At 33.5% G+C, this 25067-nt stretch carries 21 protein-coding genes and 1 riboswitch; of the genes, 16 read left to right on the plus strand and 5 right to left on the minus strand.

The features are described from left to right. Positions 1 to 131 precede the first annotated feature (131 nt). From ilvD to ilvA, 5 genes are all read left to right on the plus strand, one after another. Positions 132 to 1811 (plus strand): dihydroxy-acid dehydratase, encoded by a 1680-nt coding sequence (gene ilvD, locus WA340_RS14300; protein WP_336129573.1) that lies wholly within the window; start codon positions 132 to 134, stop codon positions 1809 to 1811. Between the two features lie 139 nt (positions 1812 to 1950). Next, positions 1951 to 3684, plus strand: a complete 1734-nt coding sequence (gene ilvB, locus WA340_RS14305; RefSeq protein ID WP_336129639.1) for a biosynthetic-type acetolactate synthase large subunit — start codon at positions 1951 to 1953, stop codon at positions 3682 to 3684. Between the two features lie 2 nt (positions 3685 to 3686). Next, complete coding sequence (ilvN, locus tag WA340_RS14310) at positions 3687 to 4214, plus strand: acetolactate synthase small subunit (protein WP_336129574.1); 528 nt, start codon at positions 3687 to 3689, stop codon at positions 4212 to 4214. 105 nt (positions 4215 to 4319) lie between these two features. After that, positions 4320 to 5819 carry a ketol-acid reductoisomerase gene (gene ilvC / locus WA340_RS14315; protein ID WP_336129575.1) on the plus strand — a complete coding sequence of 500 codons (1500 nt, stop codon included), beginning with the start codon at positions 4320 to 4322 and terminating at the stop codon, positions 5817 to 5819. A 10-nt stretch (positions 5820 to 5829) separates the two neighbouring features. Then, positions 5830 to 7092 (plus strand): threonine ammonia-lyase IlvA, encoded by a 1263-nt coding sequence (gene ilvA, locus WA340_RS14320; RefSeq protein ID WP_336129576.1) that lies wholly within the window; start codon positions 5830 to 5832, stop codon positions 7090 to 7092. A gap of 53 nt (positions 7093 to 7145) precedes the next feature. Here ilvA and leuB read toward each other — a convergent pair whose 3' ends face one another. From leuB to WA340_RS14340, 4 genes are all read right to left on the minus strand, one after another. Beyond that, positions 7146 to 8264 carry a 3-isopropylmalate dehydrogenase gene (gene leuB / locus WA340_RS14325; RefSeq protein WP_336129577.1) on the minus strand — a complete coding sequence of 373 codons (1119 nt, stop codon included), beginning with the start codon at positions 8262 to 8264 and terminating at the stop codon, positions 7146 to 7148. A 181-nt stretch (positions 8265 to 8445) separates the two neighbouring features. Beyond that, entirely contained in the window at positions 8446 to 9033 is a 588-nt protein-coding gene (leuD, locus tag WA340_RS14330; protein ID WP_336129578.1) for a 3-isopropylmalate dehydratase small subunit, read from the minus strand. Between the two features lie 3 nt (positions 9034 to 9036). Further along, positions 9037 to 10437: a 3-isopropylmalate dehydratase large subunit gene (leuC, locus tag WA340_RS14335; RefSeq protein ID WP_336129579.1), complete on the minus strand. Its 1401-nt coding sequence runs from the start codon at positions 10435 to 10437 to the stop codon at positions 9037 to 9039. A 32-nt stretch (positions 10438 to 10469) separates the two neighbouring features. Next, complete coding sequence (locus WA340_RS14340; protein ID WP_336129580.1) at positions 10470 to 11645, minus strand: 2-isopropylmalate synthase; 1176 nt, start codon at positions 11643 to 11645, stop codon at positions 10470 to 10472. 148 nt (positions 11646 to 11793) lie between these two features. Between WA340_RS14340 and WA340_RS14345 the strand changes: the two genes are divergently transcribed. From WA340_RS14345 to WA340_RS14375, 7 genes are all read left to right on the plus strand, one after another. Then, positions 11794 to 13338, plus strand: coding sequence for a hypothetical protein (locus WA340_RS14345; protein ID WP_336129581.1), 1545 nt, complete (start codon positions 11794 to 11796; stop codon positions 13336 to 13338). A 98-nt stretch (positions 13339 to 13436) separates the two neighbouring features. Then, a riboswitch (SAM riboswitch) is annotated at positions 13437 to 13561 on the plus strand. Positions 13562 to 13683: 122 nt separating this feature from the next. Further along, on the plus strand, positions 13684 to 14976 hold the full coding sequence (locus tag WA340_RS14350; protein WP_336129582.1) for an O-acetylhomoserine aminocarboxypropyltransferase/cysteine synthase family protein: 1293 nt from the start codon (positions 13684 to 13686) through the stop codon (positions 14974 to 14976). A gap of 93 nt (positions 14977 to 15069) precedes the next feature. Beyond that, positions 15070 to 16083 (plus strand): alpha/beta fold hydrolase, encoded by a 1014-nt coding sequence (locus tag WA340_RS14355; protein ID WP_336129583.1) that lies wholly within the window; start codon positions 15070 to 15072, stop codon positions 16081 to 16083. A gap of 38 nt (positions 16084 to 16121) precedes the next feature. Further along, positions 16122 to 16847, plus strand: a complete 726-nt coding sequence (gene epsC, locus WA340_RS14360; protein ID WP_336129584.1) for a serine O-acetyltransferase EpsC — start codon at positions 16122 to 16124, stop codon at positions 16845 to 16847. Beyond that, a complete protein-coding gene (gene cysM / locus WA340_RS14365; protein ID WP_223077421.1) occupies positions 16840 to 17727 on the plus strand; it encodes a cysteine synthase CysM in 888 nt (295 codons plus the stop codon). Before epsC ends, cysM begins: the two co-directional genes overlap by 8 nt. Before the next feature lie 50 nt (positions 17728 to 17777). Beyond that, positions 17778 to 18872: an acyloxyacyl hydrolase gene (locus tag WA340_RS14370; RefSeq protein WP_336129585.1), complete on the plus strand. Its 1095-nt coding sequence runs from the start codon at positions 17778 to 17780 to the stop codon at positions 18870 to 18872. A gap of 153 nt (positions 18873 to 19025) precedes the next feature. Beyond that, positions 19026 to 19769, plus strand: coding sequence for a head GIN domain-containing protein (locus WA340_RS14375; protein ID WP_336129586.1), 744 nt, complete (start codon positions 19026 to 19028; stop codon positions 19767 to 19769). Positions 19770 to 19904: 135 nt separating this feature from the next. Here the strand turns inward: WA340_RS14375 and gldA are convergent, their stop codons facing one another. Beyond that, on the minus strand, positions 19905 to 20798 hold the full coding sequence (gene gldA / locus WA340_RS14380; RefSeq protein WP_336129587.1) for a gliding motility-associated ABC transporter ATP-binding subunit GldA: 894 nt from the start codon (positions 20796 to 20798) through the stop codon (positions 19905 to 19907). Between the two features lie 281 nt (positions 20799 to 21079). On the opposite strand from gldA, the gene WA340_RS14385 reads away from it, so the two are divergent. Genes WA340_RS14385 through WA340_RS14400 form a run of 4 tightly spaced genes read left to right on the plus strand, consistent with a single transcriptional unit; the run spans position 21080 to position 25011 of the window. After that, positions 21080 to 21907, plus strand: coding sequence for a prephenate dehydratase (locus WA340_RS14385; RefSeq protein WP_336129588.1), 828 nt, complete (start codon positions 21080 to 21082; stop codon positions 21905 to 21907). Next, entirely contained in the window at positions 21904 to 23046 is a 1143-nt protein-coding gene (locus tag WA340_RS14390) for a pyridoxal phosphate-dependent aminotransferase (RefSeq protein ID WP_336129640.1), read from the plus strand. The genes WA340_RS14385 and WA340_RS14390 overlap by 4 nt, the downstream gene beginning before the upstream one ends. Then, entirely contained in the window at positions 23046 to 23900 is an 855-nt protein-coding gene (locus tag WA340_RS14395; RefSeq protein ID WP_336129589.1) for a prephenate dehydrogenase, read from the plus strand. Before WA340_RS14390 ends, WA340_RS14395 begins: the two co-directional genes overlap by 1 nt. Positions 23901 to 23928: 28 nt before the next feature. Further along, entirely contained in the window at positions 23929 to 25011 is a 1083-nt protein-coding gene (locus tag WA340_RS14400; RefSeq protein ID WP_336129590.1) for a bifunctional 3-deoxy-7-phosphoheptulonate synthase/chorismate mutase type II, read from the plus strand. The last annotated feature ends 56 nt before the right edge of the window (positions 25012 to 25067 follow it).

A 25067-nucleotide genomic window follows, 5' to 3' on the forward strand; every position in this document is an offset into this window, starting at 1 on the left:
TTTTAATCAGCTGAAAATCAATATATTAAATAATTAAATTGAATTATGACTTTAGTCTATAATTCAATAACTAAAAAGTCAAGCATAGTCAAATTAGTAATTTAGAAAATCATAAATAAGAAACGGACTAAATGAGTCAACTAAATAAATACAGTAAAACAGTAACACAAGATCCAACGCAGCCAGCAGCACAAGCAATGTTGCACGCTATAGGATTAACCAAAGAAGATTTTTATAAACCCATTATAGGTATTGCAAGTACAGGTTACGAAGGTAATCCATGTAATATGCACTTAAATGACTTAGCAAAACTCGCTAAGCAAGGCACAAAAAATAAAGATGTTGTAGGCTTAATTTTTAATACAATTGGTGTAAGTGACGGAATTTCCATGGGTACACCAGGTATGCGTTATTCTTTACCGTCACGAGATATTATTGCAGATTCTATGGAAACCGTAGTGCAAGCAATGAGTTACGACGGACTAATTACCGTTGTTGGTTGTGACAAAAATATGCCAGGCGCATTAATGGCAATGATTCGTTTAGATAGACCAAGTATTTTGGTGTATGGCGGAACCATTGATTCTGGTTGCCATAACGGGAAAAAACTAGATGTCGTTTCCGCTTTCGAAGCTTGGGGAAGCAAAGTCGCTGGTACTATGAATGAAAGCGAATATCAAAATATAGTTGAAAAAGCTTGTCCTGGCGCTGGTGCTTGCGGCGGTATGTACACAGCAAACACGATGGCGTCAGCAATTGAAGCTTTAGGGATGACCTTACCTTTCAACTCATCAAATCCAGCAACTGGCGAAGAGAAAAAACAAGAAGCCATAAAAGCTGGTGAAGCGATGCGATTATTAATCGAAAAAGATATTAAACCTAGCGATATTATTACACGCAAATCTTTAGAAAACGCTATTCGTTTGGTGACTGTTTTAGGTGGATCGACCAATGCAGTGCTTCACTTTTTAGCAATTGCTCGTGCGGCGAATATAGATTTCACTTTAAAAGATTTTCAAAATATTAGTGACAACACACCATTTTTAGCCGATTTAAAACCTAGCGGAAAATACCTAATGGAAGACGTACATCGCGTTGGTGGTATTCCTGCAGTTTTAAAATATCTATTGAAAAAAGGCTTAATTCATGGTGAATGTTTAACCGTAACGGGAAAAACATTAGCCGAAAATTTATTAGATGTTAATGATTTAACCGAAGGTCAAGATGTGATAAAACCAATCGAAGAGCCTATTAAAATATCAGGTCACTTGCGCATGCTTTACGGTAATTTAGCTGAAGATGGAAGTGTTGCAAAAATCACAGGAAAAGAAGGATTACGCTTTCGCGGAAAAGCAAAAGTGTTTGAAGGTGAATATGCAGCAAACGATGGTATTAGAGATGGTAAAGTAGAAAAAGGTGACGTGGTTGTTATTAGATATGAAGGACCAAAAGGCGGACCTGGAATGCCAGAAATGCTTAAACCAACTGCAGCTATTATGGGTGCAGGTTTGGGTAAAGACGTAGCGTTAATTACCGATGGACGTTTTTCTGGTGGAACACACGGTTTTGTAGTCGGTCACATCACACCAGAAGCTCAAGATGGTGGTACAATCTCATTAGTTAAAGATGGCGATTTTATCACAATAGATGCTGAAACCAATACCATTCAACTTGAAGTTTCAGCAGAAGAATTATCTCAAAGAAAACAATTTTGGAAAGCACCAGAATTAAAATTTAATCGTGGTGTCCTTTACAAATATGCTAAAACAGTGTCGTCTGCATCCAAAGGTTGCGTAACCGATGAGTTTTGACAAATTCCTGCGCAGGCAGGAATCTAAAAGTAATGAGCATAAAATAAATGTTTTAATAAAATTATAAAACTCAAGTGTTGCTTGAGAAAATATAAAAATTAAAAAAGGTAGGATGAGATTCCTGCCTGCGCAGGAATTTATGGAAACAAAAACGATAAAAAATAACGAGCAATCTACTTTAAAAACTATCCGCATTTCGGGTAGCGAAGCGGTTGTTCGTAGCTTAATAGCAGAAGGCGTAGATGTACTTTACGGTTATCCTGGAGGCGCCATTATGCCAGTTTATGACGAGTTGTTTAAATTTCAAAACGAAATTCATCACGTCTTAACACGTCATGAGCAAGGTGCAACGCATGCCGCACAGGGTTATGCGCGCATTTCTGGTAAAGTTGGTGTCGCTATGGCAACTTCAGGTCCTGGCGCAACTAACTTGATTACAGGAATTGCAGATGCGCAAATAGATAGTACGCCAATGGTGTGTATTACGGGGCAAGTTGGTTCACATTTATTAGGCAGTGACGCTTTTCAAGAAACCGATATTGTTGGTATTTCAACACCTGTGACTAAATGGAATCATCAAGTCACAAAAGCTTCAGAAATTCCTAAAGTGATTGCTAAAGCATTTTACATCGCAAAAAGTGGTCGTCCTGGTCCAGTTTTAATAGATATTACCAAGGATGCGCAGTTTGAAGAATTCGATTTTAAATATGAAAAATGTACAGGAATTAGAAGCTACAAACCAATTCCTGAAACCAATCCAAACACTTTACAAGCTGCTGCAGATTTAATAAATAATGCAAAAAAACCTTTAGTGGTTTGGGGACAAGGTGTGATTTTAGGTGAAGCTGAAGCTGAATTTAAAGCGATTATCGAAAAAGCTGGTTTACCATCGGCTTGGACTATTTTAGGTGCTTCGGCAATTCCTTCAACGCATCCATTAAATGTCGGCATGGTTGGTATGCACGGTAATTATGCACCAAATGTGTTGACTAACCAATGTGATGTTTTAATCGCAATCGGAATGCGTTTTGATGATCGTGTCACAGGAAATTTAGCAACATATGCTAAACAAGCAAAAGTGATTCATTTTGAAATTGATCCTGCTGAAGTTGATAAAAATGTAAAAACAGATGTTGCAGTTTTAGGAAATTCAAAAGATACATTGGCGGCAATTCTTCCGCTTTTAAAAGAAAATTCGCATACAGAATGGCATCAAAAATTTAAAGATTTATATCAAATTGAATTTGATAAAGTCATAAAAAACGATTTACATCCTACAAAAAATGGCTTAACCATGGGTGAAGTGCTTAAAGAAATTAATGCACAAACCAAAGGTGAAGCTGCAATAGTTAGCGATGTTGGTCAGCATCAAATGATTGCGTGTCGTTATGCCGATTTTAATCTCTCTAAAAGTAACATTACGTCTGGCGGATTAGGCACAATGGGATTTGCCTTACCAGCAGCAATTGGTGCAAAAATGGGCGCACCAGAACGTGATGTGGTGATGATTGCTGGTGATGGCGGTTATCAAATGACAATACAAGAATTAGGAACCATTTTTCAAACCAAAGTGCCAGTAAAAATTGTCGTACTTAACAACAATTTTTTAGGTATGGTAAGACAGTGGCAACAATTATTTTTTGATAGACGTTACGCATCTACTGAAATGGAAAACCCAGATTTTGTAGCGATTGCAAAAGGTTATCATATTAATGCCAAAAGCGTGTCTAAACGAGAAGATTTAGCTAATGCTGTAAAAGAAATGATGGAAACGGAAGGCCCATATTTTTTAGAAGTTATGGTTGAAAAAGAAGATAATGTATTCCCTATGATACCAACAGGCGCAAGTGTTTCAGATGTAAGATTAGAGTAATTATGAGTGAAAATAAATTATATACCGTTTCTATTTATACCGAAAATAATATCGGGTTATTAAACCGTATTTCGGCAATATTTCAACGTAGACACATCAATATTGAAAGTATAAATTCTTCAATTTCAGAAATTGAAAATGTGTCTAAATGGACCATTGTGGTGAAATTAACCGAAGACCAAATGAAAAAAATTATTGGTCAAATTGAAAAACAGGTTGAAGTGATTAAAGCCTATTATCACACCGAAGAAGAAACCATTTATCAAGAATCATGTCTATTCAAAATCAAATCAGATTTATTGTTTGAAGAGCGACAAATTAAAAATATTATTAAAGAAAGTAACGCTAGAATTGTCACTGTAAATAAAGAGTTTTTTGTGCTTGAAAAATCAGGAAGACGTAGCGAAATAGAATTATTACACAGAGAATTAAGTGCATTTGGAATTTTACAATTTACCCGTTCTGGACGAATTGCAGTCACCAATACACCAATGGAAATAACTAAAATGCTAGAGGTATTTAATTACTAAAAAAACAAATAAATTAAAATAGAAACTAAATGATTTAAGAAGAATTTTTAGGCTTTATTTAGTCAATTCTCTTTCATCTATGCTCTATTTTCTAAATCAAAAAAAATGGCAAATTATTTTAACACATTACCATTAAGAAAACAATTAGAACAATTAGGAAAATGCAGATTTATGGAAGCTTCAGAATTTGAAGATGGTGTAGCTGCATTAAAAGATAAAAAAGTAGTCATCGTAGGTTGTGGCGCACAAGGATTAAACCAAGGGTTAAACATGAGAGATTCTGGTTTAGATATTTCTTATGCTCTACGCCAACAAGCAATTGATGAAAAACGTGCGTCATACAAAAATGCAACCGATAACGGATTTAATGTTGGGGCTTACGAAGACTTGATCCCAACAGCAGATTTGGTGCTAAACTTAACACCAGACAAACAACATACAGATGTTGTTAACCAAGTGATGCCTTTAATGAAAAAAGGCGCAACATTGAGCTATTCGCATGGATTTAATATTGTTGAAGAAGGTACACAAATCCGCAAAGATATTACGGTAATTATGGTCGCGCCAAAATGTCCAGGCACCGAAGTGCGTGAAGAATACAAACGTGGTTTTGGTGTACCAACATTAATTGCTGTGCATCCAGAAAACGATCCAGAAAATAAAGGCTGGGCTCAAGCAAAAGCTTACGCAGTTGCAACTGGTGGTGATAGAGCAGGCGTTTTAGAATCATCTTTTGTGGCAGAGGTAAAATCTGATTTAATGGGTGAGCAAACCATATTATGTGGATTGTTGCAAACTGGAGCAATCTTGTCTTTTGATAAAATGGTTGCCGAAGGAATTGATGCTGGTTATGCAGCAAAATTAATTCAGTTTGGTTGGGAAACTATTACTGAAGCTTTAAAACATGGCGGCATTACAAATATGATGGATAGATTGTCAAACCCTTCAAAAATTAAAGCATTTGAATTGTCTGAAGAATTAAAAACCATCATGCGCCCGTTATTTGAAAAACATATGGATGATATCATTTCTGGTCATTTCTCTAAAACCATGATGGAAGATTGGGCAAATGATGATGTTAATTTATTAAAATGGCGAGCAGCAACTGGTGAAACTGCTTTTGAAAAAACCGAATTAACTTCAGATCACATTACAGAACAAGAGTATTTTGATCATGGTGTGTTATTAGTCGCATTTGTAAAATCTGGCGTAGAACTTGCTTTTGAAACTATGGTAAGCGCAGGAATAATCGAAGATTCTGCTTACTACGAATCGTTACACGAGTTGCCATTAATAGCAAACACCATTGCGCGCAAAAAGTTATTTGAAATGAATCGTGTCATTTCTGATACTGCTGAATATGGTTGTTATTTATTTGATCATGCTTGTAAACCGTTATTAGCAGATTTTATGAAAACGGTAGATACTTCAGTAATAGGAAAGTCATTTTCAACAAAAACAGGTGTCGATAATATCGAATTAATCAAAGTGAATGACGCCATTAGAAATCATCCAATAGAAACTGTGGGTAAACGTCTACGTGCCGCAATGACCGCAATGAAAGTGATAAAAACCGAAGCTAAAGAAGAAAGTGTTTTAGCTTAAAAACAAACTAATGCAAACGCAAACAACCTATTTTCCTAAATTAAAAGCAGTAGAAGCTGCAGCCGAAAAATTACGAGATGTTGCAGCGGTGACGCCGTTAACATCAAGCTTTAGATACTCTAAAGAATTTGACTGTAATATCATGTTTAAACGTGAAGATTTACAGCAAGTGCGATCTTATAAAATTAGAGGCGCTTATAATAAAATGTCTTCGTTATCGGCTTCAGAAGTAGAAAATGGTATTGTTTGCGCAAGTGCTGGTAACCATGCGCAAGGTGTTGCCTTATCTTGTAAGTTATTAAAAATTAAAGGCACTATTTATATGCCTGCTCCAACTCCAAAACAAAAAGTGGAGCAGGTAAAAATGTTTGGAGAAGAGTATATAGAAATTATTCTTGCAGGCGATACTTTTGACGATTCTTATCATCTAGCGATGAAAGAATGCGAGCGACTTTCAAAAGCATTTATTCATCCATTTAATGACGAAAAGGTGATTGAAGGACAAGCTACAGTTGGGTTAGAAATTATAGACCAAGCACAACATCCAATTCATTATGTGTTTGTGCCTGTTGGTGGTGGCGGATTATCAGCTGGATTATCTTCAGTGTTTAAAGAATTATCGCCGCAAACAAAAATTATTGGAGTCGAGCCTTTAGGCGCGCCATCAATGAAAACCTCAATTGAAAATCAAAAAAACACACAACTTAACCACATCGAAAAGTTTGTAGATGGCGCAGCGGTACAGCGTGTTGGTGATTTAAATTTTGAAATTTGTAAGTCTAATTTAGATCAAATGGTAACGGTTGCTGAAGGTAAGGTGTGTCAAACCATTTTAGATTTGTATAATAAAGATGCAATAGTAGTTGAACCTGCTGGAGCTTTGAGTATTTCAGCATTAGATGATTTTAAAGAAGAAATAAAAGGTAAAAATGTAATCTGTGTAGTAAGCGGAAGTAACAATGACATTACTAGAACTGCCGAAATTAAAGAACGAGCCTTATTGCACGCCAATTTAAAACACTATTTTATCGTGACCTTTCCACAACGTGCTGGTGCGTTACGCGAGTTTGTTGTTGATATTTTAGGAGAAAATGATGATATCACTCACTTTGAATATACCAAAAAAACAAACCGAGAAAATGGTGCAGCAGTAGTAGGCGTAGAGCTAAAATCGGCAGACGATTTAGAACCTTTAATTACCAAAATGAAACTTCATAATTTTTACGGTGATTACTTAAATGATAAACCAGATTTATTTCAGTTTTTAGTGTAAAAAAAAGCACCTTGAAAAAGGTGCTTCATAGACTCCAAATTAAATACTAAAACTTAAATAATTGTGGATTGTCCTAAGTGAATATTAGTAAAATTTAAATTACTATCCTTAGGGTTATGGATAAAATCCTCTATAAAATCTCCAACTTTAGACGTTGTGATATGATCAAAATTATCATTTAAATCTGGAGTTGTTACATGTAATTGTAACGATTTTTCTACACCAGCTTTAATAACATTTGCTTCTTTGTAAAGACCAAAATGTTCAAGTAACATTGCAGCACTTAAAATTGAGGCAATAGGATTTGCAATGCCTTTACCTGTTGCTTGAGGATAAGACCCATGAATTGGTTCAAACATAGCATGCTTGTCTCCAACAGAAGCGCTAGCTAACAAACCAATGCTTCCACCAATAACGCTAGCTTCGTCACTAATTACATCGCCAAACAAGTTTTCGGTTAAGATCACGTCAAATTGTTTTGGATTTAAAATCATTTGCATTGCAGCATTATCAACAAATAAAAAGTCTAATTCTACATCTGTGTATTCTTTTGCTAGTTCAGTAACCACTTTTCGCCATAAACGTGATGTTTCTAAGACATTCGCCTTGTCTACCAAAGTCACTTTTTTCTTTCGGCTTTGAGCAGCTTTAAATGCTAAATGTGCAATACGTTCAATTTCTTCCCGAGAATATTCGCATAAATCTGAAGCTACATTTCCATCTTCGCTTAATTGTTTTTTACCAAAATAAATACCGCCAGTCAACTCACGATAAATACTAATATCTGTACCTTTAATAATGTGTTCTTTTAAAGGCGATTTGTCTAGTAACGTCTCGTAAGCCTTAACAGGTCTAATGTTAGCGTAAAGACCAAGAGATTTTCTTAATTTTAGTAACCCTTGTTCTGGTCTAACTTTAGCACTAGGATTATTATCGTATTTAGGATCGCCAATAGCGCCAAATAAAATAGCGTCACTAAACTTGCAAAGCGCTAAGGTGTCGTCAGGTAAAGGATTACCGGTTTGGTCAATCGCAATAGCGCCAACAGGCGCTTCTTTAAATCTAAAGCTATGGTCAAATTCTTGTGCGATAGCTTTAAGTACTTTTATAGCTTGATGCGTAACTTCTGGTCCAATACCATCGCCTGATAAAACTGCAATATTTAATTTCATAGTATATGTTTTAAAGCATTTTTTTGTTTTTTGTTAGTTGATTTTTTGTTTTTGGGCGTTTCCCTATCGGGTCGCGCTTTCCGTTATATCTTTTTACTCTGTTTTCGATACAATGCTCCTAACGTCGCATCACTCAAACTGACGTAAAAAGGATACCACTGCAATCGCTAACGCAGGCTAACTAGCTACGTTGGTTTTCAAACTGAGTGATTAATTCTTTTTTGCTTAATAAATAATCAATATCATCATAACCATTAATTAGGCATGTTTTTTTATAAGGGTCAATCTCAAAATGTTCTTTAAACGAAGTGTTGGCAACGCTTATCGTTTGGTTTTCAAGATTTACAATTAATTCGGTTTTTGGATTCTCTTTAATTTCGTTTAAAAGTACCTTTAAAAAATCGTCACTAACTTGAACAGGTAATAACCCATTGTTAAGTGCATTTCCTTTAAAAATATCTGCAAAAAAACTAGAGACAACAACTTTAAAACCGTAATCTGTCAAAGCCCAAGCCGCGTGCTCTCTACTAGAGCCACAACCAAAATTATTACCAGCAACCAAGATGCTTCCGTTGTATTCTTTTTTGTTTAACGTAAAATCTGTATTAACAGATCCATCTTTATTAAGACGCCAATCTCTAAACGCGTTTTCGCCAAAACCGTTACGGTCTGTAGCTTTTAAAAAACGCGCAGGTATAATTTGATCGGTATCTATATTTTCTATCGCTAATGGAATAGCTGTAGATTGTAATGTTGTAAATTTTTCCATGACTTAAATCTCTTCAGCAACAAAATTGGTTGCCGTTACATCAATAATTTTTCCTTCAATAGCTGTTGCAGCTGCAACTAATGGACTAGCCAAAATAGTACGAGATCCTTGACCTTGTCTACCTTCAAAATTTCTATTTGAAGTCGATACACAATATTCGCCTTCCGGAATTTTATCGTCATTCATAGCTAAACAAGCACTACAACCAGGTTGACGCAGCTTAAAACCAGCAGTTTCAAAAATACTTTTTAAGCCTTCTTCAATAATTTGAGTTTCTACCTGTTTGCTTCCTGGGACTAACCAAGCTGTTACATTATCTGCTTTTTGTTTACCTTTAACATATTGCGCAGCAATCCTAAAATCTTCAATTCTTGAGTTGGTGCAGCTACCAATAAATACATAATTAATGGTTTTGTCTATCAGACTTTCGCCTTTTTTAAAATCCATATATTTTAAAGATTTTTCAAAAGACGCATCATTTAATTGTGGAATGTTATCGGTGATTTTTATTCCCATTCCTGGATTTGTACCGTAGGTAATCATGGTTTCGATATCTTCAGCATTAAAGGTGTATTCTTTATCAAAAATAGCACCTTCGTCCGTTGGTAAAGTTTTCCAATAGGCTACTTTGTCTTCAAAATCTTTTCCTTTTGGTGCAAACTCTCTGTCTTTTACATAATTAAAAGTGGTTTGATCTGGAGCAATCATTCCGCCACGTGCGCCCATTTCAATACTCATATTACAAACTGTCATTCTGCCTTCCATAGACATGTTTTCAAACACATCACCAGCATATTCGCAGAAGTAACCTGTCCCAGCATTGGTGCCTATTTGAGCGATGATGTATAAAATAACGTCTTTAGGTAATACGCCTTTTTTTAGTGTTCCGTTAACGGTAACTCTTAAGCTTTTTGGTTTGGTTAATAATAGGCATTGACTAGCAAATACTTGTGCAACTTGGCTTGTACCAATACCAAAAGCGATAGATCCAAATGCACCATGAGTTGAAGTGTGACTATCGCCACAAACTATGGTCATTCCTGGTTGAGTAATACCAAGTTCTGGTGCCATAACATGAACAATACCATTATATTTATGACCTAACTCGTAAAGTGTAATGCCGTTAGCTTTACAATTTTCAGAAAGTTGTTTTAATTGCTTCCTTGATAAATCGTCTTTGACTGGTAAATGTTGATCTACTGTTGGTGTATTGTGATCTGCTGTTGCAACAATTTGATTAGGTCTAAAAATAGGAATGTTACGCGCCTTTAACTCATTAAAAGCTTGCGGACTTGTAACTTCATGTATTAAATGTTTATCTATATATAAAATTTGAGGACCATTTTTTATTGCATCTACCACATGCGCGTCCCAAACTTTATCAAATAATGTTTTTTTACTCATAGTATTTAATTTCCGCGAAAGCGAAATATGTTTTATGCTGAAATAATTTCGTTGTAAACACGACTAGTTTCAATAATTTCATGAATGTCGTGGTCGTTAATTTCCTTTTTTCTATCTGCAAAACTTAAAAAGTTTGCATACACGTCGTCTAACTGAAGTTTTGTTAATTCGTAACCAACATTTTTAGCTCGGTAAGCTAAAGCAGCTATTCCGCTACGAGCAGTTAAAACAATTGCGCTTTCGGTTACTCCAACGTCTTTTGGGTCAATAATTTCGTAAGTTTCACGATTTTTAATCACGCCATCTTGATGTATTCCAGAGCTATGTGCAAACGCATTTGCGCCAACTATAGCTTTATTTGGTTGCGTGTAAATACCCATATTTTCACTTACCAATTGGCTGATGCCGTAAAGGTGTTTTGTGTTAATTGAGGTGTCTAAATTAAGATATGGATGTTGTTTTAAAACCATGACAACTTCTTCTAAAGCAGTGTTGCCAGCACGTTCTCCAATCCCATTTATAGTGCATTCTATTTGTCTTGCACCATTAATTACACCTTCTATAGAATTTGCTGTTGCCAAACCTAAATCGTTATGGCAATGACAAGAAAGAATAACATTTTCAATGCCTTTTACATTTTCTTTTAAGTATTTTATTTTTGCACCATATTCACTAGGTAAGCAATAGCCTGTTGTGTCTGGAATATTTAAGACTGTGGCGCCAGCTTTGATAGCAGCTTCGCAAACACGTGCTAAATATTCGTTTTCTGTACGACCAGCATCTTCGGCATAAAATTCGACATCTTCAACAAAGGATTTTGCATACTTAACCGCTTCAAAAGCACGATCGATAATAGCATCTCTGTTTGATTTAAATTTGAATTTTATATGAGAATCTGAAGTGCCAATTCCTGTGTGGATTCTAGGATATTTTGCTTTTTTTAAAGCTTCGGCAGCAACTTTAATATCATTTTCTACAGCTCTTGTCAAGCCACAAACAGTAGAGTTTTTTACAATTTCAGAAATCGCTTCTACCGATTGGAAGTCGCCAGGACTAGATACAGGAAATCCAGCTTCTATTACATTAACACCAAGTAAGTCTAGTTGCTTTGCAATGACTACTTTTTGTTCTGTATTTAATTTACAACCTGGGACTTGTTCTCCGTCCCTAAGTGTAGTATCAAATATTTGAATTGTGTTTTTAGACATTTTAAGAGAGAATAATTTTTCTATTGACTCACTAATTTATACTTTGGTATGTCTAATACATAATGGCTAATTGATATCTTACGATGTTCAGTTTTTAAAAACAAACATAAGAGCTTGTAAATAAACAAGTTAAATAACATGTTGATTGATGACTAAAGACCAAAAAGATAATTTATTTATACTAGTTAAATCTTTAACTAAGTCAGAAAAACGTCAATTTAAATTGTATGTAGGTAGGTTAGGAGTAAATAGTGACTCTAAATTTTTAAACCTTTTCAATGTCTTAGATAAGTTGAAAATGTATGATGAATTTGCAATTTTAAAGTCTACTGAAATTAAAAAACAGCAATTAGCCAATGTAAAAGCACATTTGTATAAGCAAATTTTAATAAGTCTTAAGTTAAGCCCATCTCATCAAAACATACGTTCTCAAATTAGAGAACAGTTAGATTTTGCTTCAATTTTATATCATAAAGGACTATATAAACAGAGTCTAAAAATATTAGATAAAGCCAAAGAGCTAGCTGTACAAAATGAAGAAAAAAACTTAGCTTATGAAATTGTAGAATTTGAAAAAGTTATAGAATCTCAATACATAACCAGAAGTATCAGTAGTAGGGCAGATGAGTTAACTGTTCAAGCAAAAGAGTTAAGTACTCAAAACATGATAGCAAGTAAGTTGTCAAATCTATCACTTCAGCTTTATAGTATTATTCTTAAAACTGGCTATGTAAAAAGTGAAGCAGAAGGTAATGATGTTAGTAATTATTTTAAATCAAGACTACCAAAGTATAAAATACAAAACTTAGGATTTAGAGAAAAGTTATGGTTGTATAATGCATATTTGTGGTATAGTTTTTTACTACAAGACTTTAAAAATTGTTATAAATATGCCTTAAAGTGGGTTAATCTTTTTTATGAAAACCCATCAATGATAAGCCTAAACCCTGTTTTCTTCTTAAAAGGAAATAACTACTTGTTAGAATCTCTGTTTTTTATAAAAAACAAAAATAAATTTGACGAAGCTTTAAATAAATTTCAAGCAGTTATAGAAGATAAAAATTTCCCTAAAGATGAAAATGTAGAAGCGCTTTCGTTTTTGTACTTCAATTTAAATAAAATCAATTCTTTTTTTATTGATGGAAGCTTTAAAGAAGGTGTAGAATTAATACCGAAAATAGATAAAGACTTAGAGCGTTTTAAGGATAGGATTGACGAGCATCATACCATGATTTTTTACTACAAATTTGCTAGCTTACATTTTGGGTCTGGTAATAATAAAGCATGCATTTTTTATCTAGATAAAATAATTTCAAACAAATCTTTAACTATGAGAGAAGATTTGTTATGTTTTTCTAGAGTTTTAAATTTAGTTGCGCATTATGAAGCTGGTTTAGATTATCATTTAGAAACTTTATTGCGTACAACGTATAAATTTTTAATACAAATGAATGAGTTGCACGATGTACAAAAAGAGATGATAAAATTCATCAGAAATTTGCAAGATATTTATCCACAAGACATTAAAAAAGCATTTAAATCTTTACTTGAAAAGTTGAAAGTTTATGAAAATCACCCTTTTGAACGTCGCGCATTTTTATATTTAGATATTATTTCTTGGCTAGAAAGTAAAGTAAAAAACAAGCCTGTAGATCAGGTGATTAGAGAGAAGTTTTTGCAGGAAAACCAATAGGGTTTTTAATCTTTTTTAAAAAATTTAGTAAAAATTATTTGGATTTTAAGTTTTTGTATTTGAATATTTGTGCTCACAAAGTTCAATAACTTACTGAAATGTTATCAAGAAAGGCAGAGGGAATAGACCCAATGAAGCCTTAGCAACCCTTAGACTTACTAAGAAGGTGCTAAATTCTACTTGAAAGTGCGAATCATTTCTCGCATTCTCGGATAGATAACCAACACGTAATTACTCATCTGTAATTACTATTTTTTCTTATAACATTTTTCTATTAAGTACGCTTCTAACGAGGCTTATTTGGCTTTTGGTTTAATTCATTTATTAACTCAAAAACTTAGAAAAATGAGTACACAAAAATTTGCAACCCAAGCGTTGCACGCAGGTCATGACGTTAGTCAACATGGAGGAACAAGAGCAGTTCCTATTTATCAAACCACTTCTTATGTATTTGATAATGCAGATGAAGCAGCAGGAAGATTTAATCTTTCGGTTCCAGGATTTATTTATACTAGATTAAATAATCCAACAACCGATATTTTAGAGCAAAGATTAGCTGCTTTAGAAGGAGGTATTGCAGCAGTAGCAACAGCTTCGGGTACATCTGCAATAGCAACAACACTATTAACTTTGTTAAGAGCAGGAGACCATATTGTAGCGTCTAGTAGTTTGTATGGCGGAACGTATAATTTGTTAAGTGTTACACTGCCAAGACACGGAATTACTACCACATTTGTAGACGCTTCAGATCCAGAAAATTTTAGCAAAGCAACACAAGAAAATACAAGAGCTATTTTTGTTGAATCTTTAGGAAATCCAAAATTGGATGTTTTAGATTTAGAAAGTATTTCAAAAGCAGCAAAAGCACACAAAGTGCCATTAATTGTAGATAATACTGTTGCTACACCTTATTTGCTAAACCCAATTGAATACGGCGCAAATATCGTTATTCACTCGTTAACAAAATATATTTCTGGAAACGGAACTTCTTTAGGCGGAGTAATAATTGATGCAGGAACATTTGATTGGACAAATGGAAAATTTCCTGAATTTACAGAACCTTCAGCAGGTTATCATGGTTTAGTTTACAGCGAAGCTATTGGTGCAGCTGCATTTATTGCAAAAATAAGAATTGAAGGGTTACGTGATTATGGAGGTGCTTTAAGTCCGTTTAATGCCTTTCAAATCATACAAGGTTTAGAAACTTTAGAATTACGTATTGAAAAGCACAGCAAAACCGCACTGCAATTAGCTAAATGGCTGCAAGAGCAACCAGAGGTTAATTGGGTAAACTATCCAGGTTTAGAAACTAGCAAGTATAAATCTTTGGCTAAAAAGTATCTGCCAAAAGGACAAAGTGGGATAGTAACCTTTGGTGTAGATGGTGGTTATGAATCGGCTAAAAAAATAGCAGATACAACAAAACTATTTTCATTATTAGCAAATATTGGAGATACAAAATCACTTATAATTCATCCTGCAAGTACAACACATCAACAATTAACAGACGATGCGCAAGAAGCTACAGGTGTAACCAAAGATTTGATTAGACTATCTGTTGGATTAGAAAATATTGAAGATCTAAAAGCCGATTTAAAAGATGCTTTTAGTGTTATTAAAAAGCCAGTATTGGTATAAAAAGCATGTTTTAATTTTAGTTATTAATAAGAAATAGCTTCGCATTTTATATGAAAAGGTGAAGTGCGAAGTCTATTTTTAAAATTTACAATTATGAGAAAATTACAGCTTATATCAATATATGACTTTGCGTTAAGCAACGGTCAAACAAAATCAATAGACTTAACATATCAAATATTTGGGCAAGCTTTACACACAGCACCAATAGTTCTTATTAATCATGCGTTAACCGGAAACTCAAATGTAACAGGAATAAATGGTTGGTGGAACGATGTTGTTGGCGACCAAAACATAATTGATACCCAAAAATATACCGTGTTATGTTTTAATATTCCAGGTAATGGCTTTGATAATAAAGAAGAAAATCTAATAAATAACTATAAAGATTTTACAGTAAATGATATTGCAAAAATCTTTGAAATTGGGCTTTATACACTAAATATTGACAGCATACATACTGTAATTGGTGCCTCTTTAGGTGGCGGTATTACTTGGCATTTGGCAGTAAATAATCCAAATCTATTTGATAATATAGTTGTTGTAGCTAGTCATTGGAAAGCAGACGATTGGTTGATAGGTAATGTTTTTATTCAAGATAATATTTTAAATAATTCTAATCGACCGATAGAAGATGCACGTATGCATGCTATGACATTTTATCGCACAGCAACATCTTTCAATCATAAGTTTAATAATCAAAAAGAAGCTAATTATTATGCAATAGAAAATTGGTTGCAACATCATGGTAATACATTAAAAAATAGGTTTCAATTGTCTTCCTATAAATTGATGAATCATTTGCTAAAAACCATTGAAGTTGCCAAAACAAAAGAAGCGTTTATTAGCAAAGCTTCAAAAATATCAGGACAAATTCATCTAATAACGATAAATACAGATGGTTTGTTTTTATCAGATCATAACTGGGATACCTATATTCAACTAAAACCTAAAAAAGAAAATATATCTATTTCAGAAATTAAATCAATACATGGTCATGATGCGTTTTTAATAGAGTTTGAGCAGCTTTCAAAAATTTTAAAACCTATTTTTCAATACTCAAACTTAAATAAAGAAGCCTTAACAAAATATAAACAAGCCGCTAGTTAATTAAGCTTTATCTTTGTAGCTGTTAGATAAACACTTTAATGGCTTTAACAATAAACGTAAGATTAAAAGATAAAGTAGAAGTTTTTACCAAAAGACTTTACTACTTTATTTTTGACGAACAAGCTGAGGATTCTCAATTTTTAGAAGAAAAATTTTTAGAAATAACTACAGCTTTAGGAGTAAATGATACAACTCAAATTTGGAATGATTTCAACTCAAGTCTGCCTTCAATTAGAGAAAAATTGCATTTAGATGCAAAAGCTTTTCAAGATAATGACCCTGCAAATAAATGCGTAGAAGAAATCTATTTAGCATATCCAGGTTTTTATGCAATTTCAATACACCGTTTAAGTCATCAGTTATTAAAACTTGGTGTTAGGATTTTACCAAGAATGATGAGTGAATATGTGCATGGTATAACAGGTATAGATATTCATCCAGGAGCAACTATTGGCGATTCTTTTTTCTTAGATCACGGTACAGGAATTGTAATAGGAGAAACCACAATCATTAAGGATGAAGTAAAAATCTATCAAGGTGTTACACTTGGCGGATTACATGTATTAAAAAGTCTTGCAGATACAAAAAGACATCCAACTATAGAAAAAAATGTGGTTATTTATGCCAATGCTACAGTGTTAGGCGATATTGTTATTGGCTCTAATACCATTATAGGTGCTAATGTATGTGTAACAGAAAATGTTCCTAAAAATTCAACATTAACCTATAAAAAAGAATATAAAATCAGAACAAAAAGTGAGTAATAAAAGTATCATAAACCTTATAGGAAACACACCTTTAGTAAAGTCTATAAGTATCAACCCAAACAAAAACGTGACCTTATATTTTAAATTAGAAGGACACAATCCTGGCGCAAGTGTTAAGGATAGAGCGGCTTATAACATGATAAACGAAGCTTTAAAAAGAGGAGATATAAAAAAAGGAGATACTTTAGTAGAAGCAACAAGCGGTAATACAGGAATAGCATTAGCTTTTATAGCAAACTTATTAGGCTTAAAAATGAAATTAATCATGCCTGAAAATTCTACTGAAGAACGTGTGAAAACGATGAAAGCTTATGGTGCAGAAGTTATCCTAACATCTGCAGAAGACGGTATTGAAGGCTCAAGAGATGTGGCTTTTAAACTTCGTGATGAAAAAGGATATACACTATTAAATCAGTTTGAAAATAATGATAACTGGAAAGCACATTACAAAACTACAGGTCCAGAAATCTGGAGAGATACTAACGGAAAAGTAACACATTTTGTATCTGCAATGGGAACAACAGGAACCATTATGGGTACATCTACTTTTTTAAAAGAAAAAAATAATAACATCACCATAGTTGGTGCGCAACCTACCGATGGATCAAAAATCCCAGGAATTAGAAAATGGTCACCAGCTTACGTGCCAACAATATTTGATAAAAACAAAGTAGATCAAGTTTTTGAAGTTAGTACAGAAGAAGCTAAAGCAATGACACAACGGTTAGCAAAAGAAGAAGGCGTTTTTGCAGGAATGAGTAGTGGTGGCGCTGTTGCAACTGCATTAAAATTGATTAAAAATTTAGACCAAGGAACAGTTGTTGTGATTATATGTGATAGAGGAGACAGATACTTATCTTCAGATTTATTTGATTAATAAAATTAGTATTTTAAAAAACCATTACTTTTGTTTCATTAATTATTAAGATGAAACTAAAACTAGCCCTAATTTGTTGTTGTATTACAACATTAATTTTTGCTCAGGAAGACAAGCGACCATTCTCTTTAGACGCTAATTATTTTTACGGAAATATAGCAGAACATAATACTGATATTTCGCATTTAATTAAAGGTCATCCAACTGGTGTTATATTAAGTTATAACCAAAAAACCTTTGGTGATCAAGCTTGGCAAAGCAGGTATAATTATCCAGATTATGGCGCGTCTTTTATCTACCAAAACCTTCAGAATAAAACCTTAGGAAACAATTTTGGGTTATACGCGCATTATAACTTCTACTTCTTAAAAAGACATTTGATGTTTAGGGTTGGTCAAGGTTTAGCCTATAATACTAATCCTTACGATAAAGTAGAAAATTATCGTAATAATGCGTTTGGGACACATTTATTAAGCTCGACATATTTGATGCTTAACTACAAAAAAGAAAACTTGATTAAAGGATTAGGGTTACAAACAGGATTATCGTTAATCCATTATTCTAACGCTAATGTAAAAGCGCCAAACAGTTCAATAAACAGTATTACATTTAATTTAGGTGTTAATTATGTATTGGATGCAGATCAATTACCAGAATATATCCCAAATACAGAAGACAAAGCCTTTACTGAAAAAATTAAATACAACTTCGCTTTTAGAACAGGTGTAAACGAAAGCGATATTATCAATTCTGGTCAATACGCCTTTTACATTGTGTCTGCTTATGCAGATAAAAGATTAAATCGTAAAAGCGCCATCCAATTAGGAACAGATGTGTTTTTTTCAAATTTTTTAAAGAAACATATCGAGTATAAATCAGTAGCTTTTCCTGAAGATAATGTTAACGGAGACGAAGATTACAAACGTGTTGGTGCATTTGTTGGGCATGAGTTGTTTATAAGTAAAACCTCATTAGTAACGCAGTTAGGCTATTACGTGTATTATCCTTTCGATTTTGAAGGTCGTGTCTACAGTCGTGTTGGTTTAAAACGTTATTTTGGAGATAAAATTTTCGGTGCCTTAACCCTAAAATCTCATGGAGCAAAAGCAGAAGCTGTAGAATTTGGCGTTGGAATTAGATTATAAAATTTGGGCGTTACCACAAGGGTCGCGCTTTCGGTAGTCGCTTTTTTGTGTTGCATATGTGCAACAACACAAAAAGAGCTCCGACAAAACCTCAATCGCTAACGCAGGTAAAACCAATGGTTAGCGTTTGACGATAAAGTAAAGAGTAAAAAAATGAAAAAAATATTATACATAATTACCCTATTTTTTGTTTTTGGATGCAATCAAGAAGATGCACCAGACTGTTTTCAAAGTGCAGGAGATATCATTCAGCAAACTTTTGAAGTTGGTACATTTTCCAAAATCACGGTATATAAAAATGTCGAGTTATTTATAACTCAAGGCGCAACACCAAGTGTTTTAGTAGAAACTGGTGAAAATTTAATTAATGATGTTGAGGTTTATGTACAAAACGACCGATTGATTTTAAAAGACAACAATGCATGCAATTTAACCAGAGATTACGGTATTACTAAAGTACATGTTACTGTTCCTAACCTAACCGAAATTAGAAATAGTAGTACTCTAGATGTGCATAGTGTTGGCGTTTTAAATTTTGAGGAATTAAAATTACTGTCTGAAGATTATGGTGGAGATTTTTATAACGTAGGTAATTTTAATTTAGAAGTAAATTGTACAACGTTAAGAGTTGTAATTAACAATTTAACAACAAGTACAATTTCTGGTACTACAGAACATTTAAATATAAGTCATGCATCAGGAGATGGACGTTTTCAAGGACGATATCTTGTGGCGCAAAACGTGACTATTTATCATCGTGGTAGTAACGATATTATTGTAAATCCGCAACAAGAGCTTAAAGCAAACCTAGTCAGCACAGGAAATGTAATTGCAGTCAATACTCCACCAATTATTGATGTGACCGAGCAATTTGATGGTCGTGTTATTTTTGAGTAACATTCCTGCGAAAGCCGGAATCTAAAATTGTATAGATGTTGTTTTGGACACAATTAAAAACACATTAAGTATTTGTGTAAATTAGTGTAATTAGTGTCAATAAGAATTTACAAAAAGACTTTAAGTTAATTCAGTTTAACTCGTCAATTCCCTAAATAAACTCTCTAAACTAGCGTTTTTCTGGTTTAACTGAAGAATCTTCAACTCATTATCATGTGCAAAATCAAATACATGAGCACGCATATCTGTTGTCGTATCAAACACAATTTCATAAATAAAATCATGCACATTTTTCACGCTTTTAGCATGCGGAAGTTTAAGTAAAAACGCATCTTCTACGCGATAATCAAACTCGACAATAACAGTTTGTTCTTGTCCTTCGCGTAATTCACTTAATTTTTTATCGGCAACAATTTCACCTTTATTAATAATAATAACACGATCACACATAGCTTCTACTTCCTGCATAATGTGCGTAGATAAAAAGACGGTTTTGTCTTTGCCTAAGCCTTTAATTAATTGTCTGATGTCTACTAATTGATTTGGATCTAAACCAGTTGTAGGTTCGTCTAAAATTAAGACTTCGGGATTATGCAATAACGCATTAGCTAAACCAACACGTTGTCTGTAACCTTTAGAGAGTTGCCCAATTGTTTTATGCGCTTCTGGTGTTAATCCAGTAAGTTCAATAACCTCTTCAACTCTAGATTTGTCAACGTTATATACGTTTGCATTAAATCTTAAATACTCGCGCACATATTGGTCTAAATATAACGGATTGTGTTCTGGTAAGTAGCCAACACTTTTTTGTACTTGCTTTTGTTGATTTGATACAGCATGCCCATTTACTTCAGCGTTACCAGAAGTAGGAGAAAGGTAAGTGGTTAAAATTTTCATCATTGTCGATTTTCCGGCACCATTAGGACCTAAAAATCCAACAATTTCTGGACGATTAACGCTAAAAGATACATTGTTTAATGCCTTTTGAGATCCAAATTGTTTAGTGATGTTTTTAACTTTTATTGACATGCTAATATGTTTCTTCAAAAATAAACATTCTATAATTTAAAAGCTTAATTGTATCAAAATCTTTAAAACTTGTTATAAAACACATAATTTCAGGCTTTAGTATTTTGATTTTTCAATTAATTGTCTACTTTAGCAATAACAAAACAACAATGAACACAATTTTAAATACATATTATAACTGGTTTTACTTCTTTTTTAACAAAAAGAACGAGACGTTATATGTGTAATTTAAACAACATAAATTCAATACAAAGTCTCGATTTAATCGGGACTTTTTTTTTATGACAAAAACAATAGCAATACAAGGTATAAAAGGCTCTTTTCATCATATAGTGTCGTTAAATTATTACGGTAGCACACAACATGTAAAAGAGTGTTTAACGTTTGACGAAACTGTTGCGTCCTTATTTAATAATACCGCAGAGACAGCAATTATGGCATTAGAAAACTCTATTGCTGGTTCTATTTTGCCAAATTATGCGTTAATAGATAATAATAATTTACACATTGTTGGCGAGCATTATTTGGATGTGCAACATCAATTAATGGCATTACCAAACCAAACAATTGCAGATATAAAAGAAGTACACAGTCATCCTATGGCACTACTACAGTGTAAATCGTTTTTTAAAGATTATCCGCATATTAAACTAGTAGAAGATAAAGATACTGCAGATGTGGCAAGAAAAATTGAAGCTCAGCAAATAAAAGGTGTTGCAGCAATAGCAAGTACTTTGGCAGCAAAGATTTTTAATTTAGACATTTTAGCCGAAAGTATTCAAACCATAAAACACAATCAAACCCGATTTGCTATTGTAAAAACGCAACCTATTAACAATCATAAAAATGAAATTAATAAAGCGTCATTAAAATTTGAATTAGACCATAAAAGAGGAAGTTTGGCAACAATTTTAAATGTGATGAGCGATTGTAAATTAAATCTTACCAAAATACAATCCTTACCAAAAATTGAAACACCTTGGAAATACTCATTTTTTGTCGATGTCACTTTTGAAGCTTATGAAGATTTTGAAAAAGCAGCATCAATTATGGCAATAATGGCAACACATTTTAAAATTTTAGGGACTTACAAAAACGCAAAACTATAATGAAAGTTGCAGATCGATTACATAGCGTTAAAGAATACTACTTTTCTCGTAAGTTAAAAGAAGTCAATCAATTAATTAAAGACGGAAAACCAATTATTAATTTAGGGATTGGTAGTCCAGATTTAGAGCCACCAAAACAAGTGGTTGATGTTTTGGTAGATAGTTTAGTACATCCTGTGGCGCACAAATACCAGAGTTATCAAGGGTTACCAGAATTAAGAACAGCAATTGCAGATTTTTATAATACCGAATTTAATGTTGCAGTAAATCCAGATACCGAAGTTTTACCACTTATGGGAAGCAAGGAAGGTATTATGCATATTTCTTTAGCGTTTTTAAATGAAGGCGATGCTGTTTTAATCCCAAATCCAGGTTACCCAACTTACAGCTCGGTGACACAATTGGTACAAGCAACACCAATGCATTATAATTTAGATGAAACCAATAATTGGCTACCAAATTTTGAGGCTATCGAGCAGCAAGATTTAAGTAAAGTTAAATTAATGTGGACCAGTTATCCTCATATGCCAACAGGTGCAAAAGCGACAAAAGCCGATTTAGAAACGTTAGTCGCATTTGCTAAAAAGCACGATATTTTATTGGTTAATGACAATCCGTATAGCTTCATTTTAAACGATAATCCGATTAGCATTTTAGAAGTTGAAGGCGCAAAAGATGTGGCTTTAGAGCTAAATTCGTTAAGTAAAACATTTAATATGGCAGGTTGGCGAGTTGGAATGGTTTTAGGAAAAGCAGAGCATATCAATGCGATTTTAAATGTGAAAAGTAATATGGATTCTGGTATGTTTTACGGAATTCAAAAAGGTGCGATAGAAGCTTTAAAATGTTCATCTGCTTGGTACAAAAGTTTAAATGAAATTTATAAAAGCAGACGAGAACTTGTTTGGAAATTAGCCGATAAATTAGATTGTACTTACGATAAAAATGCCACAGGATTATTTGTTTGGGCAAAGTTGCCAGAAGGAAAAACATCTGAAGCATTTATAGATCAAATTTTATACAACAACAGTGTGTTTATTACACCAGGAACCGTTTTTGGTTCGCAAGGCGAAGGTTATATTCGTTTTTCGCTTTGCGCGAAAGAAGCACAAATTAAAGACGCAATTAGTAGATTATAATGAAACATATATACATCATAGGAACAGGTTTAATTGGCGGTAGCTTGGCATTAGATTTTAAAAATGCGTTGCCAGACTGTATCATTTATGGTATTGATAAAAACGAAGCGCATTTAATAGAAGCGCAAGAATTAGGCGTTATTGACCAAAAAGCAACTTATGAAGATTTACCAAATGCAGATTTGGTAGTGCTTGCAATTCCAGTAGATGTTGCGGTAAATGAGTTGCCAAAAGTACTGGATAAAGTGTCTGATTTTTCGGTAGTGATAGATGTTGGTTCTACAAAACAGGCTATTTGTAAAGCGGTAGATAATCACCCAAAACGTCGTAACTTTTTAGCAACACATCCAATTGCTGGTACCGAGTTTTCGGGTCCAAAAGCAGCCATTCAAAATTTATTTAAAAACAAAACAAATATTATTTGCGAAGTCGAAAAAACCGCATCAAAACTACAAGAACAAGTGTTGGATTTATTTGTGAAAATAGGCATGCGCATGCGTTACATGAATCCAGAATCTCATGATAAACACATAGCGTATGTATCGCATTTATCACACATTAGTTCGTTTATGTTAGGAAAAACTGTAATAGAAAAAGAAAAAAACGAACGCGATATTTTTGATATGGCAGGATCTGGTTTTGAAAGTACAGTTAGACTTGCAAAAAGTAGCCCAGAGATGTGGACGCCAATTTTTGAACAAAACAAACAAAATGTCGTAGAGACTTTAGAAGAGTATATTCAAAACCTTTCAATGTTTAAACAAATGATTGTTGAAGACGATTTTCAATCGGTTTACAATGCAATGAAAGACACCAATTATATAAAACAAATTTTAAACGGAATACATAAATAAACCTGGTAGGTTAAATTCAGAAAAAGAAATGGAAAACAAGAAAGAATTAAGAACATGGTTGGACGATTTACAGTTAGATCATCCTTTAGTAATTGCAGGACCATGTAGCGCAGAAACCGAAGAACAAGTTTTAAAAATCGCTCACGATTTAAAAGATACAGACGTAAGCTATTACAGAGCAGGAATCTGGAAACCACGTACAAGACCAGGTAATTTTGAAGGTGTTGGTGCATTAGGCTTAAAATGGTTACAAAAAGTTAAGAAAGAAACAGGATTAAAAACAGCTACCGAAGTTGCCAATCGTGCGCATGTAGAATTAGCTTTAGAACATGATATTGATTTATTATGGATTGGTGCTAGATCTACAGTTAGTCCATTTATCGTGCAAGAAATTGCAGATGCTTTAAAAGGAACAGATAAAGTAGTGTTAGTTAAAAATCCTGTAAATCCAGATTTACCTTTGTGGTTAGGCGCAATAGAGCGTTTAGCAAGTGCAGATATTAAAAAGTTAGGCGTAATACATAGAGGATTTTCTACGTATGAAAAAACAAAATACAGAAACAATCCAGAATGGCAATTAGCTATCGAGCTGCAAACTAAGTTTCCGGATTTACCGTTAATTAACGATCCGTCACATATTACTGGTAAACGTGATATGATTTTTGATGTATCACAAACCGCATTAGATTTAAACTTTGATGGATTAATGATTGAAACTCATTTTGATCCAGATAACGCGTGGAGTGATGCTGCACAACAAGTTACACCAAGTAGTTTAGTGCAAATTATGAAAGACTTACGCATTAGAAAAGAAACCGATCCTGAAGCAGAGTTTAATAGAGACTTAACCAATTTAAGAGCTAAAATTGATGTTGTAGATAATCAAATTATCGAGCTTTTAGGAAAGCGTATGCAAGTAGCAGATGGTATTGGACAGCTTAAAAAAGAAAAAAACGTTGCCGTATTACAAAGCAAACGATGGAATGAGATTTTAGGGAAAATGGTGTTAGAAGGCGAGCAAAAAGGATTAAGTGAAGAGTTTATCTTAAAACTTTTTAAAGCAATACATCAAGAGTCCATAAATCATCAAGAAAAAATCATTAAGTCTTAAAAGCAAAAAAGCCTTTTTCAATAATAGAAAAAGGCTTTTTTGTTATGTTGTTTTAG

The sequence above is a fragment of the Mesoflavibacter sp. CH_XMU1422-2 genome, assembly GCF_037029245.1.
GTDB classification, from domain to species: Bacteria; Bacteroidota; Bacteroidia; order Flavobacteriales; family Flavobacteriaceae; genus Mesoflavibacter; species Mesoflavibacter zeaxanthinifaciens.